1 protein-coding gene is annotated in these 707 nt (G+C 58.7%); it reads left to right on the top strand.

Annotated elements, in window-relative coordinates:
* The coding region (locus HLUSI_RS0102500; protein ID WP_016832473.1) for a transporter substrate-binding domain-containing protein at positions 1 to 615 on the top strand (615 nt) is incomplete at its 5' end.
* Between the last annotated feature and the right edge of the window lie 92 nt (positions 616 to 707).

Below are 707 nucleotides of genomic sequence, written 5' to 3'. Positions count from 1 at the left end.
CCCGACGTCGAAACCGCCGAGCAATTCGCCAAGGACCTGGGCGTCAAGCTGGAAATCGTGCCGGTCACCAACGCCGCCCGCATTCCGACCTTGCAAGCCAACCGCGCCGACGTCGTCATCGCCGACTTGTCGATCACGCCTGAGCGCGCCAAGGTGGTGGACTTCTCCGTGCCTTACGCCGTCATCACCATCATCGTCGGCGGTCCGAAGAACATCCAGATCAAGGACTACAACGACCTCAACGGCAAGCGCATCGGTCTGACCCGCGCTACCGTCAACGACACGCTGACCACGGCGCAAGCCAAAGGCGCCGAAATCGTTCGCTATGAAGACGACGCCACGCTGATCACCTCGATGGTGACCGGCCAGGTCGAGATCTTCTCCAGCACACCGTCCAACCTGGGCGAAATGATCAAGCGCGCACCAGGCAAGAACCTGGAACTGAAATTCGCGCAAAAGGACTTCGACCTCGGCATCGCCTTCAACCAGAACCAGCCGCGCCTGAAGGAATGGATCAACAACTGGGTCCTGACCAACCACCGCAACGGCAAGCTGGATGCTATCTACGTGAAATTCCATGGCCGTCATCTGCCGGCAGCAGTCGCCAAGCAATAAGTGCTTGCAAACAAGTCATAAACGATAAAAACAGCCGTACCTTATTGTTTCCGCGTCGGCGGGGACGAACTGAAAGCCGCTCTTCGGAGCGG

It is taken from the genome of Herbaspirillum lusitanum P6-12 (genome assembly GCF_000256565.1).
Classification (GTDB): domain Bacteria; phylum Pseudomonadota; class Gammaproteobacteria; order Burkholderiales; family Burkholderiaceae_D; genus Herbaspirillum; species Herbaspirillum lusitanum.
This window is presented reverse-complemented; position numbering and strand designations above follow the sequence as displayed.